The organism is Sphingobacterium alkalisoli, from assembly GCF_005049105.1.
In the GTDB taxonomy this organism is placed as follows: domain Bacteria; phylum Bacteroidota; class Bacteroidia; order Sphingobacteriales; family Sphingobacteriaceae; genus Sphingobacterium; species Sphingobacterium alkalisoli.
On record NZ_SUKA01000003.1, the window covers coordinates 382,730 to 397,339 of the forward strand.

At 40.3% G+C, this 14,610-nt stretch carries 11 protein-coding genes; 6 read left to right on the plus strand and 5 right to left on the minus strand.

Annotated features, from left to right (window positions below):
* The first annotated feature begins 5 nt into the window (after positions 1-5).
* The 4 genes from FAZ19_RS11350 to FAZ19_RS11365 all read left to right on the plus strand — a co-directional run bounded on the left by FAZ19_RS11350 (position 6) and on the right by FAZ19_RS11365 (position 7,011).
* On the plus strand, positions 6-617 hold the full coding sequence (locus FAZ19_RS11350; RefSeq protein ID WP_136820839.1) for an RNA polymerase sigma factor: 612 nt from the start codon (positions 6-8) through the stop codon (positions 615-617).
* Between the two features lie 22 nt (positions 618-639).
* On the plus strand, positions 640-1,653 hold the full coding sequence (locus FAZ19_RS11355; protein WP_136820840.1) for a FecR family protein: 1,014 nt from the start codon (positions 640-642) through the stop codon (positions 1,651-1,653).
* Positions 1,654-1,658: 5 nt separating this feature from the next.
* Positions 1,659-4,280 carry a TonB-dependent receptor gene (locus FAZ19_RS11360; RefSeq protein WP_136820841.1) on the plus strand — a complete coding sequence of 874 codons (2,622 nt, stop codon included), beginning with the start codon at positions 1,659-1,661 and terminating at the stop codon, positions 4,278-4,280.
* Positions 4,281-4,365: 85 nt separating this feature from the next.
* A complete protein-coding gene (locus FAZ19_RS11365) occupies positions 4,366-7,011 on the plus strand; it encodes a DUF3857 domain-containing protein (protein WP_136820842.1) in 2,646 nt (881 codons plus the stop codon).
* On the opposite strand, the gene FAZ19_RS11370 is transcribed toward FAZ19_RS11365, so the two are convergent.
* Complete coding sequence (locus FAZ19_RS11370; protein WP_136820843.1) at positions 7,012-7,560, minus strand: thermonuclease family protein; 549 nt, start codon at positions 7,558-7,560, stop codon at positions 7,012-7,014. It abuts the gene before it with no gap.
* Between the two features lie 146 nt (positions 7,561-7,706).
* Here FAZ19_RS11370 and FAZ19_RS11375 point away from each other — a divergent pair, with 146 nt between their 5' ends.
* Positions 7,707-8,399 carry a hypothetical protein gene (locus tag FAZ19_RS11375; protein WP_136820844.1) on the plus strand — a complete coding sequence of 231 codons (693 nt, stop codon included), beginning with the start codon at positions 7,707-7,709 and terminating at the stop codon, positions 8,397-8,399.
* A 17-nt stretch (positions 8,400-8,416) separates the two neighbouring features.
* Here FAZ19_RS11375 and FAZ19_RS11380 read toward each other — a convergent pair whose 3' ends face one another.
* Positions 8,417-8,719 carry a putative quinol monooxygenase gene (locus FAZ19_RS11380; protein WP_136820845.1) on the minus strand — a complete coding sequence of 101 codons (303 nt, stop codon included), beginning with the start codon at positions 8,717-8,719 and terminating at the stop codon, positions 8,417-8,419.
* 308 nt (positions 8,720-9,027) lie between these two features.
* Between FAZ19_RS11380 and FAZ19_RS11385 the strand changes: the two genes are divergently transcribed.
* Entirely contained in the window at positions 9,028-9,456 is a 429-nt protein-coding gene (locus FAZ19_RS11385) for a nuclear transport factor 2 family protein (protein WP_136820846.1), read from the plus strand.
* A gap of 90 nt (positions 9,457-9,546) precedes the next feature.
* Here the strand turns inward: FAZ19_RS11385 and FAZ19_RS11390 are convergent, their stop codons facing one another.
* From FAZ19_RS11390 to FAZ19_RS11400, 3 genes are all read right to left on the minus strand, one after another.
* Positions 9,547-9,891, minus strand: coding sequence for a hypothetical protein (locus FAZ19_RS11390; protein WP_136820847.1), 345 nt, complete (start codon positions 9,889-9,891; stop codon positions 9,547-9,549).
* Between the two features lie 78 nt (positions 9,892-9,969).
* On the minus strand, positions 9,970-13,548 hold the full coding sequence (locus tag FAZ19_RS11395) for a glycoside hydrolase family 2 TIM barrel-domain containing protein (protein ID WP_136820848.1): 3,579 nt from the start codon (positions 13,546-13,548) through the stop codon (positions 9,970-9,972).
* A gap of 107 nt (positions 13,549-13,655) precedes the next feature.
* Positions 13,656-14,603: a hypothetical protein gene (locus FAZ19_RS11400; protein WP_136820849.1), complete on the minus strand. Its 948-nt coding sequence runs from the start codon at positions 14,601-14,603 to the stop codon at positions 13,656-13,658.
* Positions 14,604-14,610: the final 7 nt, after the last annotated feature.

Consider the following 14,610-nt stretch of genomic DNA (forward strand, 5'->3'; position numbering starts at 1 on the left):
GCAACATGAATATAAACGATTTAGATATAAAGGAGCTTTTTGAAGCGATTGCAAATGATGATCGAAACGCATTCGCTCGGTTACATCAAAGTTCCTTTCACACCTTAAAGCAATACGCTTTTGTTATTCTAAAATCGGAGGAGCTGGCCGAAGAAGCAACTTCGGATGTGTTCATGAAGCTTTGGACCGGACGCACTAATCTACCTACTGTCCAACACCCCAAAACGTACATTTTCAAGGCGTTGAAGAATATTTGCTTAAACAAGATCCGAAAGGATAAAAGCAATTTACCACGAACAGTAGAATTAGAATCTAACGATTTAGCAGTCAGCTTCTTTGACAGTCCAGCGGATATCATGGAGACCAAGGAATTATTTAAGTTACTAGATGCCATGGTTGAAGCATTACCAGCGCAACGCAAAATTATCTTCAGACTTGTCAAGGATCAAGGTTTAAAACACAAGGACGTGGCTGAACTATTGAACATTTCCACCAGAACGGTAGAAAACCAACTTTATAAAGCAGTAAAACAACTGGCTCAGCTTATTGAAGTCTATTTAGGTACAAATCCTACGCAGAAGAAAAGGAATAGCCGCCTACTATTCTTATTTATCTAAACGGCTCAAAAAAATATTGGTTATGAACAAAGAAGATTTTTTAGCATTACTTTCAAAAAAGATATCAACTGGTCTGGATCGACAGGAACAGATCGATTATGACCTATATCTTCATCGACATGCGGATTACAAACCTGTAGCAGATCGTCTTAGGGCATATGTTAATCAAAGCGATAGTGTGGTCAGCCAGGCGCAACAGGCAAATCTGCAAAAAATTTGGATGAAACTCGGTGAATCTTCGTTGCCGCAAAAGAAACTAATAAGGAAAACGTCAATTATAGGTAAAATTGTCAGATTGGGTGCTGTGGCCGCTTTGCTATTATTTGTGATCTGGTATAGCAGTAAGGAAGAGCACAATTCGACTATTGTAGATGTGACTTCTTTTACAGAAATGGCCAGCGGGAAAAACAAATCACTCGTTTCGATGGTGGATGGTACAATAGTCACCTTGGATAGAAATGCCACTCTTTTCGTCAACACTGACTTTGGACAACAGCAGCGGGAGGCCAAGTTAGTAGGTAATGCTAGATTTGATGTAGTGAAGAATCCAGACATTCCCATGCGCATCCACCTAAATAATTGGGAAGTGGTCGTGACAGGAACTTCTTTTGATATCATACAAGATACGCTGTTAGACCAAAATGAACTTACCTTATTCAATGGTGAAGTAATATTAAAACCAGCGGACTCGTCTGAAAAGACCTTAAAAATCTTACCCAACCAGAAAGTGACATGGAAATCTGAAAATCAACATATCAGCGATGTGAAAGTAAGTCAGTTATCGGAAATTGAGCGCATTAACAACCAAAACCAGTTTCGGGATAGTATTGTATTTAAAAATCAACGGTTTATTGATTTAGCCAAAAAAATACAAGAAATATACACTGTAACGATCTTTTTTGAGAATAAAGAACTACAACGAAAGCGTTTCAGTGGTGTATTATATAAGATGTCTTTGGAGGAGTTCTTGGATGCGTTAAAAGCAACATATCCTTTTGAATATGAACGCCAAGATTCAATGGTAATAATCAGGTAATATCGATGAAAAGAGCTATCATATTAGTGGTTTTATCTTGCGCATTATTTTGTTGCTTTGGACAGCAAAAGTCGGTTCAGCTAGCGAAGGGCACGTTTACTTTGAAGGAGATACTAGAAATGATTCAGATGCAAACCGGCATCATTATATTCTACAGCAATGAAGTGGTTACAGATGACATGAAATACAATAGTGCCGCGGAAGAGATAGATTTCCGTCTCCTTTTAGATCAGAGTTTAAAGCAGGCCGGATTGACCTATAAAAACATTGATGATAAGGTAATAGCTATTTATCCTGTTAATGTGCTGCAACAACCAAGGGCGGAAATTTCTGGTCGCGTTACGGATTCGACAGGTGTGGCTGTCGAGTTCGCTTCCCTTAGACTTTTTCAGGGAGACCGACTAATTTCTGTTTCCAGTACCGCACAAGATGGGAGCTTTGTGCTGAAAGAACTACTCAAGCCAGCCACAATGTATACGATCCAGATTTCCTCAATGAGTCATATGCCCAAAACCATCCGTTTTATATATCCTGATGATAAACCGCTACGTCTTATTGTACTATCCGTATCACAAATACAAATAAAGACAGTGGCTGTTAAAGCTTTCAAGCAACCTTTTGAACGGGTGGCGGATCGCTTTATTGTCAATGTGGAAGGTTCCTCTTTAGAAAGCGGACTTTCTACTTTGGAGATTTTACAGCGTTCTCCTGGGCTTTGGGTGGATCCAAACGGTAATATTCGTATTCGAGGCAATCAGGGTGTACAGGTTATGATAAATGATATCGTACAACGGATGTCGTCCGAACAACTGGCCGAATACCTACGCAGCCTACCTTCGGAAAACATCAGTAAAATTGAAATCATTCCCAATCCCGCGGCCGAGTATGAAGCGGCTGGTACCGCGGGCATCATTCGTATTGTCCTTCGAAAAAACGGCTTAGATGGATTCAGGGCAAACTTAATGGCTCGATACCTCCAACAAGTTAAGGATCCTTATTACAACGTGGGGACAATTATGGATTTTAAGAAATCCAATTTTTACTTGACCGGTGTGCTCGGTTATTTAAGAAACGATGAATACATCATGGCGACAAACGATGTGACGTATGTAGACAACAGCACATATCATAGCATAACAGATCGCTTTCGAGAAAGTAAAAGCTACAATGCGCGATTGACAACCATTTATGACATCCGAGATAACCAGAGCTTGGGGTTTCAGGCGCTCATTAATAAAAATAACACGGATCAAGACTTTTACACTGATAACACGCATCTTACAGCAGATGACACACTTTATAAACAGACCTCGAATAACTGGCTGACTAATCCAACTCAGTTCAGCTCGACGTTGAACTACAACTGGAAACGTGATTCATTAGGTTCGTCATTAAAACTGTTAACAGATTTCGTGTCCAATAACCATCGGGAAGAAAACAATTACGTATTAACAGATTTTAATACGGGCGAAAATCAACAGTATGTCAATTACTCCCCCAGTAACACTAAAATATTCAGTATTCAATCCGATTGGACACAATATTATGCCTCAGGGTTGAATTGGCTCGCGGGATTAAAATTTATTAGTACGGAACGAAATAATGAGGTACTACGTAACAACTTAATTGGGAATATCTGGATAAAAGATGAAGGACTGAGTAACGAGTTTACATATAACGAAAGACTCTTCATGGGGTATGCAGCAATCAATTACAAAAGAAACAAATCATCGGTGAAGGCGGGCCTTCGGGCAGAATACACCGATGTAAATGCACTATCTATTACTTTGGGTGAGCGGGTTCCGCAGAATTACCTCAATTTTTTTCCATCTATTTTTCTGTTGCACGAATTAGGTGATAGCAAGAATGCTCTCTTTTTGAACTATGCAAAACGCATCCGGAGACCCTCTTTTAGAGATCTAAATCCGTATACCTTGCAGATCGATGACTTCATCCTATTGCAGGGAAATGCCGAATTGACGCCAGAATTCACGCATCGGGTACAGAGTGGTTTTCAATTCAAAAATGGTGCTGCAGCAGATCTCTATTTTGCGTACAACAAAGACAAAATTGCCTTGTTCACCGAAACCATAGATAATAAAATACTGGCCTATCAATCTAGAAACTTTGGTTATAGCATAGATTACGGAGCTAATTTCTTTACACCTTGGAAAATTTATGCCTGGTGGTCGGGACAATTCAACACAGCTTGGTACAAAACAAATTTTGAAATTGATGGCAACGACTTGTCGCAACAGACTTGGGAAGCAAGTGTCTTTCAATCCTTCAAAATCAAAAAATGGCTTGATAGCTCGTTATATTTAGGATACGTCTCACCGACTATTTCAGCGAACACCAAATTTGCAAATCAATTCTACTCTTCTTTAACACTATCAAAAAGGATCGCAAAGGATAAAGGAAAAGTTAGCCTGCATTGGAACGATATCTTCAATACATCCCGGGAAAGGGAATGGACAGCAAGAAATGGAACATTTATAAACTTTTATCAGAAAAGACCGACGCAGGTATTCGGTATCTCGCTTAGCTATATGATTTCAAGAGGTAAAAAAATTGAAGATAAGAACCTAGAAGAAAGCAGCAAAGAAATCAAAAGTAGAGCCAACTAGATCTAAACTTTCTTAACGAGAACTGCATAATTGCGTTTCCAAATATTTCAACTTATTATTATCTTCGTTCAAGATTATTAACTACATGAAATTAAGAAGGACTTTTTGCCTGACGCTTTTTTTGTTTTGCCTACAATTGATCAGCTACGCAGCATCCCCACAATTGACAAAAACAACTGTCCCAGCTTGGGTACGCTTATCTCAAAAGCAGCCAAAAATACCCAATTTGGAAGATATCAGTGATGGCTATTATTTCGAAAGCATCGACTATCAGGTCAACCTAGCTGCTCAAACCCGCTTTTCACGCACTGTAAAAGTATTAACAGAAAATGCGGGAGCAGAAAACGCGGGTCAGATATATATCAATTTCGAACCCAAATATCAAACACTAATCTTACACGAGCTTTATCTATTGCGTGATGGAAAGCGACTGGATCGCCTAAACATGAGTAAATTCGAACTCATGCCCTATGAAACTGAGCTTTCGCGATCGATTTACAACGGAACCTATTCCGCTTACTTACTCCTAGAAGATTTAAGAAAAGACGACAAGATTGTATTATCCTACTCCGTGAAAGGCTTCAATCCCGTATTTGGCGAAAAATTCTTCGACAGTTATACATTGCAGGGATTCGAACCTACAGGGCTGCTCCATGTCAACTATATTGTGCCTAAAGGGCGTAAGCTCAACTTCAAAACATTTATGGGTGCTACCGCACCTACCCAGCACGATCATGGCTTAGCTACTGCCTATTATTGGGATATTGCTGGTACAGATAAGACGGAGTACGAGCCAAATACTCCGCTCTGGCATACGACAAAGCAACGTATAGAATGTTCGGAATTTGAGAAATGGTCGGACGTGGGAAAGTGGGCTTCTGATGTCAATCCCATTCCGGCATTGGTAAAGCCTGGGAAGCTACAACAGTTTGCAGAGGACCTTTGGCAAAAAGCAAAGGGCGATTCGATGGAATATGCGAGACAGATTACCGATTTTGTACAAAATGAGATCCGATACATGGGAATAGAGGTTGGCGAATATTCCCATCGGGCAAACAGTCCAGAAAAAGTATTTGCGCAACGTTACGGCGATTGTAAGGATAAATCGGTCTTGCTGGCTTCCATGCTTAAATATAAGGGGATCGACAGCGAACTAGCTTTGGTGAATTCTTTAGAAGAATATAACCTGGACGAGTACCTTCCCTCGCCTGCTGCATTCAACCATATGGTTGTCTATTTTAGCGTGGATGGACGCGGGCAATTTATTGACCCCACTATTACGGACCAAGGAGGGGCGTTACGTGATCGATACTTTCCGTTCTATGGAAAAGTTTTGTGGGCAAAGCCAGGAGCAACGATGTATGATACGGAGAAAATTGTAGCTGGAAACACACGTGTTGAAGAACGATTTCACTTGCAGAAAGATGGTGCGGCCATTCTAGATGTTTTAACTATCTATACAGGATCTGATGCCGATAATATTCGTAGTTATTTTAAACAGAATGCTAAGAATCAAATTGAGAAATCTTATTTGGAGTACTATCAACGACTTTACAAACAGACTACAAAACAGTCGACTTTAACGTACGAAGACGATATGGCTGGTAACATTTTTCAGGTTAAGGAATCCTATTCCATTAAAAAAATATCGGAGCTGGATCTGACGACAAACAGAAATGCCGTATCCGTATATGCGCCTAACTTAAGTTCATTGCTTCCTGATGTTATGGAATCGCGTGTAGCACCTATCGCCTTGAGCTATCCCCTGGCCATAGAACATGATGTCTATATTATCAACCCGGAGGGCGTAAACATACCTACTATGCGTGAGAATAGCTTTACCGCAAGAGAAAGCTATTACTATGGAAAGACCGTCACGACAAGCAAAGATACGATCAAGATTGCTTTTCGATTAGGTTTTCATGATACCTATGTTAAAGATGTAGGAATTCAAGAGTACATCACCGATTTCTCCGACAAAAACAGCATTTTTAGTGCTGCTATTTTTTTGGATAACGATGGTTTTGTAACCGGATCCAATACACATAACCAATTGAATTGGTGGTCAGTTTTCGGATTTATCTGTCTACTCGTCTTGTTCACTTGGACAACATTCCGGTATTATCATGCACGAAAGGCGTCATCGCTCATTCCACTGTACGATGAAGCAGAATATAATGATATCGGAGGATGGCTAATTCTACTAGCCATCGCGTTGTTTGTGAGCCCGATCCGAATATTTTTTAGTGTAATGATACCCCTTTCTTTTAGCGAACAGGTATGGGCTAGCTTAAGTTACAACGTGGGTGTTTCACCATTTGTATATGGTATGTTTCTAATTGCTGAGTTTATAGCTAACACCATGATCATGTTCCTATCGGCGTATTGTTTCTATTTATTGATCAAAAAGCGGGATATTTTTCCGCAAACTCTTTTTGCTTTATTGATGTTACAGGTGCTGGCTATCCTCTTGGATATATTCGTTTCGCTAGCTATATTTAATAATAAAATCGCGCAGCATATTGAATCTACGGAAATGGTTCGAGGTATTTTCTTCGCCATAATATGGTCGCTCTACTTATTCAAATCTACGCGCGTGAAGGGGACCTTCGTTGTACCGCATACTTCTAAAGTTGAACCTCAACTCGCCTTCGTGAAAACTTCAACGTTGACTCATCCCTCCACTGAGACACAGTATAAAACGGATGACGATGAAGACGTAAAAAACTAGTTATTCTGATACGCTATATTTCCAAATACCCATTTTATTTTCCCTGGCTATATTTTGAGCCTCAGAAAATGTCTTTTCGAATTTGATATTTGGAGGTATGGTCATTAATACCGCATAACCGTATTTTATTAATTGTTCGTTGATCATAGTACCGTCACTTAAATAAGCGTAGGCCAAGCTGCGACCGTATTGATCAAGTGAGTCTACATCAAACGTCAGCTTTATATAGGGATTTTGCTTTAACATATTGTCAAGGTAATCTTTCGCTACTTGTCCCAACGGATGTTTCTTTTTCTTAAATACGTCTCTTGTCTCGGGCGCATCAATACCGATGAGCCTCACTTTAATTTTTTTACCCGTGTGGTTCAGTACCCAAAAGGTATCACCATCTATAGTCTTTGTCACCTGAAAAATGTCCGGATCTGCGTGCATAGACTGTTCAAAATTTCGTCCGTCATAAGCGGTCGATTGCGATTCAGTTCGCGATTCGCAACGAACGAATATCCAGAGTACTAAAACAAACCCTATTTTTATAAATTTAAATGCCATCTAATTAAAATTAATTACGTCATCCGCTTCGATCAACACCACAGATAAAATTGTCTATCATCTCTAGGATTAAAAATACGACTCTACAACTATCAAAATTGTAGCAAACTTCTGTCGACGATCGTTATAACCTTAAATTCTATATTATGACACAAAGAAAAACATTGTTTTCCGTTACCGTGCTTTTTATTTTTTTATTTTCAGGCTGCAAAAAAGAGGGAGAGTCTTATGAGGAGCTTTCACAACTTGCCCAACTCAAAATTCAAGAGGCCATAAAATTAACGCAAGATCATCCCTGTGCTAATCTCGACGAATGGCGGATAGATACGCTTTATAGCACCTATGTGCCCATACATGCACGCTTCGAAGAAGCTTATGATAAACTTGTTGCGGAAGCCCTAGATCTTCAGACAAGAGCAAATAAAGTATACAAAAATCCTGAGCGGTACGACACCAGTCCGGTAAGCCGTCCTCCCCATTTTGGTTTGCGCTGTATTGATGGCAAGATAAAGGTGGCAAGTGCCCTAGATCTAGGTTTAGTCGAAATAGACGAACACCTCGATCAGCTCTTTACAGAAATAACGGAATTCTTCAGCAACGTTGCTTGCGACGATGCCAGCAAGTGGCAGGTATATACCGTACGTAAAGACTGTGAATTTGTTCCCATTGTCTACACGCAGACTGCTAATTTTGGCGAATTTTTTCACAAAATAGAACAATATAATTACCTGTATGCCGCCAAAAGACATAGGGATACAAGCCTTGACTGCTCTACCGAAAACGCTAAGCCCGCTAAGGGCGTAATCTGTGAAAACGGAAAGCCTAAAGTACAATACTAAGAATAACTGTGCTTTTTTTAAATCCCTGCCCCTCCTAAGATTTGGAGCTCCTGACCTTTTTTTGGCGGCCCATCTAAGAGGGGCATCGCCTTCACAATTAATTCCCTGACACCTCCGACTTTAAGCGAATTGTCATGATCTTCTTTATTATTCCAAATTTCAGTTATATAAACCGCGTTTAAGTCGTCTTCATCTTTACCTATTACATATAATTTGCATCCCGCTACAGTCGATACAAGTTGCGATGCCTCCAATAGAATATCTGCAAGCGCTTTCGCCTGCCCCTCCTTTGCTATTAGTTTTCCGTGAAGTAAATACATAATTAATGTGCTATTTATCTGGGGCTAATCTACAAAATTGATTTATTATTATGGGTTTTGTTTTCGTGGTATACTTGTAGATTAGTTGATTTTTATAGTACTCCTACCCCAGATCGTGCAACCCTAAGTCGATTTTTTGCGTCTTGCGCATATGAATGACCTCATAAATAGCATCAAATATTTTCATCGATTATTTTCCCGCATTCGCCGACTAATTATAGCTATTGGTCTAGTTGCCCTTTGCTAACCCCGAGTTCTCTCCTACTTTTGATTTAATAATACGACATAACAAGTTTAAAAACATAAAAATGAAAACATCTATCTTCACTACAATCGCAACAACATTCCTCTTGATCTCAACATTCAACTCGTTTGCAGCCGAGAAAGCTAACCCGCTAAAAAACATGAACAGCAAAGGTATTATCGCCGTGTATCTAGATGCAGCTGCACTGGGTAACACACAGTATAACGAGCATTTATTTGCTAAAGATGTCGAATGCTATAATACGGTAAACGATAGTAAGCACAACAAAAAAGATTACACCAAATTTCTTAAAGAAAATAAAGGATTACAATACGACTGCAAAACGACCTATCAGATATTGGATGAAAGTGGTAACTCGTGTATTGCAAAGGCAACCATGGAATTCGCTGACTTCACCCGTGTAGACCACATCACACTTTGCCAAACCAAGGATGGATGGCAGGTAAGCAAAGTGGTAACGACATACCTCTAAAACTGGGTATTTTTGTTTTGATGTAAGGCCTGCAGGAGTGCAGGCCTTTTTTATATAGATGCTTATCAGCAACCAAAAAGCTTTTCGGTTCTAATACGGGTTTTCATCTGGGCCTTCTGGACCTTCTATAACGGTATCGCCCTTAATAGATCGTAAATATCCTTGAAATGCAATATCTAGACCTTGATACACCGACTCATATTGCTGATCGCTAGTTGAATATGTCCCCAATACAATCTTTGCCTCGTAGCTTTCACCAATGATAGCAAGTACACAGTTGTCACTTTCAGGAAGAAAAAGACCTACCCCAATAATATCATCTCCAGACTTAACAAACCAAGTTTCTTCCACTTGATCCTCTACAGTTTTAGGGATACTGACCTCCTTTTGCAAGTCTTCCAACTGCATATTGTTTAAATTAATGTTTGATGTCATAATCGTATTTATATGTATCGACAAAAACGTAGGCATTTTGTTTTAAATAAAATAATCGTGCTTTCTCAATCAGCAAAACTACCAACCTATTGGTTGCAACCTAAAGGAATAAAAAGTAGGGATTTCCACAGGAATCATATACTTTTGTAAAGGTAACGGACCACAGCTCGCATTCCCAAGTCCTTGTTGTACGGCATCTAGATTTAAATAAATCTTGTCTTTGCGAATAGACGGGAGTAAAAAATCATACTTCGCTGCCCAGACATCTGCATCCGAAAAGTGCAATGCGCTAAACGACAAGCGATCTTTCGATATTATTCTGATCCCCTGATTTCGTTTGTTCTTCATCGTAAGCCACCTAACACCTTCCCTATTCCCCAAACTTTGAGCACGTATATAGTGTTCCTCCTCCATTCCGATTGCAGAAGTTTCATATTTTCCAACGAATGAGGAGGCCAAACGATCTGTATAATTCTCATGAGGTCCATGTCCAAAATATTCAATTTGATCCAAAGATTGATCTAATAACACCTGAAGGCCTAAGCGGTGGATGATATCCGAATTGTTCGGCAAAATAAAATAGCTATCCACATCAATTGTTCCATCAGCAACTATCGTATACTTGATGGTGTGAGGCACCTGGATTTCTTTCTGGGCATGTATAACGGCCGTACTGGTCTGCATGACTACCAAAGACTTCTTGGTATTATCCAGTTGGTAATTGGTTAAAGGGGCCAAGAATGTCGTCGGGTAATAATTCTGATCCGTATACTTATCATTATTGACGCTTCTATACCAGTTAAATTGAAATCCCCCCTTGTCTTTGAGGATCTCTTTGCCACCGTATACTAATGAAGTCATCTGTCCCGATCTGCTATCAAATCTAACCGAAAAGTTATCCCCTTCGGCATGCAGTTCGTTATTGATTTCGTACACATGAAGGGTACCTATTTTATCCATTTCTATTGGCGCAATAGGACTTCTTGCTGTCAGTTGAAATTGCTCGGAGGCCACGACATACCCCTTTTTCTCCCAAATATTGTCCTCTTTCAACGTAACATATACATTCAAATGATATTCCTTTCCCAAATCGAACTTCCTATCAAGGGGTATCGTTAGTATCTGCTTTTGATCCGGATCGAGATCCAATGCTTCTATTATCCCGTCTTGCACCACCACCCCCTCTCTATTGACCTGCCAGCGCAGTTCGAATTCATTCAGATTGGTGAAATCATATGTATTATGTAAGATAATTTTGTTCGCGTGCAGTGCATAGGGAATGATCTTTACATACTGATATACCTTTTTCACCTCGATAAGCTTTGCCGTTACGCGCCGATCGGGTGTAGTGAGGCCGTTGCTCGAAAAATCTCCATCCGTGGGTACTTCCCCGAAACCGCCTCCGTAATAATAATGATTTTTTGGCTCGCCAATTTTGACATGTGCTTGATCTGCCCAATCCCAGATACATCCGCCGATCATCCGCTGGGAATTATTTTCGATATAATCCCAATACTCCTTCAGATTGCCAGGGCTATTGCCCATGGAATGTGCATATTCACACAAAAAATAAGGTCTTCTACTATTCATTTGATCAAATCTTTCCATACGCTCCATAGACGGATACATATGGGAATCGATATCGGCAACTTCGTTATGCCCTTCATAGTGTATCGGTCTATTTGGATCGAGTTCTTTTGTTCTTTTGTACATAGCCTCAAAGTTTCGTCCATTACCACTTTCATTACCCATAGACCAAAAGATTATGGACGGGTGGTTACGATCTCTTAATACCATTCGCTCCATACGGTCTATATAGGCATCCCGCCAACTCTCTTTGTCGGAAATACTGTGGTTCCCATGGTTTTCCACATCGGCCTCATCCATGACATATAATCCGTAAAAATCTAATAATGCATACATTTGAGGACTATTCGGATAATGGCTTGTACGGAGCATATTGATATTATGCTGCTTCATCATGACAATATCCTTTATCATGGATGCTACAGGAATTGTCTTACCAAATTCCGGATGCGTATCATGTCTATTCACACCCTTAAAAAACACTTGCTTTCCGTTGATAAATACCCGCTTATCTCTAATCGCGATTTTCCGAAAGCCAACCTTCGAAGAAATTACCTGCGTTTCTTCACCTTTACTATTTTTTAATGCCAAAATTAAGGTATACAAGTTTGGTTTTTCTGCCGACCATAGGCTGGGATTCATTAATTCACCTATCATATCCAACGATTGGCTCGCCCCTTTGCCTACAGCTATCTCTTTATCAATCGTGGTAACCAGCCGACTGTCGGGATCAAGTAAAGTCAGTACAAGTTTGTTTCCTTTTGAAGCACGGCTGCTGCTATTCTTAACGTCCGCATGCAATACGAACTTACTCTTTGACATATTCTCCTCCGGAAATTCTACCTTAAATTGATAGTCATAAAGGTGAACTTTAGGCAGCGCATAAAGGAATACATCACGGTGAATGCCCGCAAACCGAAACATATCCTGGTCTTCCAGATAACTGCCATCTGTCCACTTGTACACTTCTACCGCGACCATATTTTTCCCCTTTCGCAAGGCGGAGGTAATATTAAATTCCGTTACATTGTTCGCCCCTTCGCTATAGCCAATTTTATGTCCATTTACCCAAACATAAAACCCACTATACACCCCATCGAAGTGCAAAATAACTTCTTGCCCTTCCCATGCATCGGGAATGGTAAATTCCCTGCGATAGGATCCGACCGGATTAGGTTCTTTTTCGATAGTCCAACCTTTTTTTACCTGAATAAATGGCGGTCTATTCGCAAATGGATACGTAATATTGGTATATAACGGAGTGCCATATCCTTGCATTTCCCAACACGATGGCACGTTGATATGCTGCCATTTAGAGACGTCATATCCGACCTGATAGAAATCTTTGGGACGATCATCCGGTTGTTTTACCCAATTAAATTTCCATTCACCATTTAGGGATTGGTATAACCCAGAATTAGGTGCTAACCATGGCTTTTCATAGTAGGCATCTTGTTGCAATTCTGTCGTGCTGGAATAGGGCACGAATGTGGCATGTCCGGGCAGCTTATTGATTCCAAATACGGTTTCATTCTGCCAATCCTCTTCGCCTCGCAGCACAAAATCTGTCGGCAACTTTGCCTCATCTTGTACTAACCTCCAAACCTGAAAACTGTTGGGCAATTGATACACCTGCTCGCCTCCCTTATCTTCCTGTATGCCTAATGACATTCCATTTGTAGCGCTTTGAATTTGTACTGCTCCTGTTCCGGTAACCTGAATTTTCCAGTGTTGGTTACGGTTATTTAGTTCCGCTCCCCACTGAATAATCGGATTCCCATTGCCGTTATGAATATTGCCGTTATCAAGACTCTTGTCTGTGAAGGGGTTTGTAAAGGAATATAAGCCGTTGCCTATAGGCTTGATTCGCCACAGCTGGCCGTTGCTTTCTTTTTGATTTTGACGGAGGATAACCGTTGCATTATCTTCGAAACTACCTTGATTGTCTAGCACAAAACCGGACGGACTTACAATTTTGTATAGTGCATCCGGATCAATGTCTTGGGCAAAAAGGGCTGGGATATTGGTTAGGAAAACCAAGATTAAAAAAAGAGTATATTTCTTATTCATTCTTATAAATTATAAACTATCTGTATGGTAATGAGCCTGCTCTAAATTTATTTTTAGAACAGGCTCATATTGTATAGCTCCTTGCTTAAACCTTAGCCTAGGTCGGATTAATAGGTGTAACCGACATTTGGAAATTGGCTTTGCGCCTGCTTCCACTCACGTTCCCAATTATCGTTCCATCCAAACGCAATGACTGCCTGATTTTTCAAATTCACTTTTGCAGCACCACTCCAAAAATGAATAAACTCACCAAAACTCATATCGCGCGTATAGGTGCCACTCGAATTTTGCGGGAAGTGATCGGACAATAATTTAAAATAACGCTGCAACACTTCGGTTTTTCCGTGGTTGGAATAAATCGGCCAGAACCAGTTTTTCAACCAGGCTGTTCCTTCACTGGGGAAATTTTCCGTTTTGTTAATATCATTGTTGTAAATACGTGCCGCTTCCTCGGGCATACCGATATTCATGTAGATATCATAGTTAATGATTTCGGCTATCTTGCTATCTCCCCACCATTTTCGAGAGGGCGATCCGCTCTTACCGTGCGATACGAATTCAATATGGTGGATAATCTCATGCGCAATGATATCCGTATTCCATCCTTCGGCGTTGACCCAGGCATCGTTTCCTGAAGAGCCTATATCAATTCCGCTTATATAACCATGGTCGGGATTGTCGTAGAAGAACGGATGGCCTCCTCCATATTTGTTTTTATGAAAAATCCCATAAAGCCGTCTGTCCTTTGCGTTGCCATGCAAATCTCCATAGGTTTGAACGACATAGCTCCACACTTTCTTTGTATAAGGCGCTATCCACGATATGCTTCGTGGCATGTCATTATCATAATAGATCGCGATAGAATCATCATAATATACACGGGAGACTAACTGGCGGTGTTCCAGCCAAAATTCTTGTATGGTTTCCGGAGGTGCATTCTCCTCCTGTTGTTCTTCTTCCGTTTTCGTCTCATCTTGAGATACGGCATTTTTACTACATGATATGGTCATACATAGTAGAAGGAGTGTTCCCCAAAATTTAGCTTTTAAATTCATTGCTTTC

Coding starts and splice junctions, on each gene's coding strand:
- FAZ19_RS11350 (WP_136820839.1), top strand. CDS start 6: ATGAATATAAACGATTTAGATATAAAGGAGCTTTTTGAAGCGATTGCA.
- FAZ19_RS11355 (WP_136820840.1), top strand. CDS start 640: ATGAACAAAGAAGATTTTTTAGCATTACTTTCAAAAAAGATATCAACT.
- FAZ19_RS11360 (WP_136820841.1), top strand. CDS start 1,659: ATGAAAAGAGCTATCATATTAGTGGTTTTATCTTGCGCATTATTTTGT.
- FAZ19_RS11365 (WP_136820842.1), top strand. CDS start 4,366: ATGAAATTAAGAAGGACTTTTTGCCTGACGCTTTTTTTGTTTTGCCTA.
- FAZ19_RS11370 (WP_136820843.1), bottom strand. CDS start 7,560: ATGGCATTTAAATTTATAAAAATAGGGTTTGTTTTAGTACTCTGGATA.
- FAZ19_RS11375 (WP_136820844.1), top strand. CDS start 7,707: ATGACACAAAGAAAAACATTGTTTTCCGTTACCGTGCTTTTTATTTTT.
- FAZ19_RS11380 (WP_136820845.1), bottom strand. CDS start 8,719: ATGTATTTACTTCACGGAAAACTAATAGCAAAGGAGGGGCAGGCGAAA.
- FAZ19_RS11385 (WP_136820846.1), top strand. CDS start 9,028: ATGAAAACATCTATCTTCACTACAATCGCAACAACATTCCTCTTGATC.
- FAZ19_RS11390 (WP_136820847.1), bottom strand. CDS start 9,891: ATGACATCAAACATTAATTTAAACAATATGCAGTTGGAAGACTTGCAA.
- FAZ19_RS11395 (WP_136820848.1), bottom strand. CDS start 13,548: ATGAATAAGAAATATACTCTTTTTTTAATCTTGGTTTTCCTAACCAAT.
- FAZ19_RS11400 (WP_136820849.1), bottom strand. CDS start 14,603: ATGAATTTAAAAGCTAAATTTTGGGGAACACTCCTTCTACTATGTATG.